General features: G+C 65.3%; 2 protein-coding genes. One reads left to right on the top strand and one right to left on the bottom strand.

From position 1 onward, the window contains the following. Window positions 1-157: 157 nt before the first annotated feature. The gene (locus tag MOV74_RS38690) at window positions 158-544 is read right to left on the bottom strand and encodes a hypothetical protein (RefSeq protein ID WP_246932829.1); all 387 of its coding nucleotides are present in this window, start codon (window positions 542-544) and stop codon (window positions 158-160) included. A gap of 146 nt (window positions 545-690) precedes the next feature. Here MOV74_RS38690 and MOV74_RS38695 point away from each other — a divergent pair. Further along, window positions 691-1142 (top strand): GNAT family N-acetyltransferase (locus MOV74_RS38695; protein WP_246932831.1); only part of this gene is annotated, 452 nt, incomplete at its 3' end.

Genomic DNA, 1142 nt, shown 5'->3' on the forward strand with positions numbered 1-1142 from the left:
GATTGGCCGGCCAAGCAGACGCCGACGGCCGCCGTCGACCTGCCGCCGGCGCGTGCGCTGGACCAGACGCTGCACGCCATCGATGCGCGCTACGGATCGCGCACCGCCGACTTCGTCGCGATGCAACTCGAATATCCGAGATAACGGCAGAGCGCCGTTACGGCATCGCCAGATGCCAGGCGCCGTTCAAGAAGCCGTCGCCGGTGACATCGCCGGGCTTCTGGTCCTTGGCGAAGGTGTAGAGCGGCTTGCCCTTGTAGGCCCACTGCTTCGAGCCGTCGTCGCGCGTGATGACAGTATAGCCGTCGCCGGCCGCATCACTCGCTTCGGCCTTCAGCACCGGCCAGTTGGTCGCGCATGGACCGTTGCAGGCCGACTTGCCGTCAGCATCCTTGTCGAAGGTGTAGAGCGTCATGCCTTTGGCGTCGGTGAGCACGTTGCCCTTGTCGGTCTTGCCCGTCTTGGTCGGCGGTGCGGCGAAGGCGGCGGGAACGATCGCGAGCGAGATTGCGAGCGTGAGCGCGAGGCGGATCGAGGACGTCATGATATCTCCTGTCATGCAATTGGCTTGCATGGGTAGGACGCCGCGCGCGGCCTGGTATTCCTGAGACGGCGGCCAAGATATTTTTCGCTGCGCGCGCTGGCGCGGCGGAATAAACTGGACCGACCGAGACGGAACGACGGAAAGACATGAGCAAGCCGCATTGGCGTCCCGCACACGCATCCGACCTGCCCGCGATCAGCGCCATCGCGGCGCGGATACATCCTGATCTTCCTGAAAGGCTCGAGGTGTTCGCCGAGAAGATGCGGCTCTATCCCGATGGCTGCCGCGCGCTTGTCGCCGACGATGCGATCGCCGGCTACGGGTTTTCGCATCCCTGGAAGCAGCACCGGATTCCGCCGCTCGACGCTTTCATCGCACGATTGCCTGACGATGCGGATTGTCTCTACGTCCACGACGTCGCCGTGTTGCCGGATTTTCGCGGCGGCGTTCTGCGCGCTTACATCGCCGATATCGAGCAGCTGGCGCGCGCGTCAGGCACCCCAACGCTCGCGCTGGTCTCGGTCTACGCGACGCGGCCGTTGTGGGAGCGCCTCGGCTTTCGGCCCGTCACGACGGACGCGGACCTGCGCGCGAAGCT

Origin of the sequence: Bradyrhizobium sp. SHOUNA76 (genome assembly GCF_023006445.1) — a bacterium.
Classification (GTDB): Bacteria; Pseudomonadota; Alphaproteobacteria; order Rhizobiales; family Xanthobacteraceae; genus Bradyrhizobium.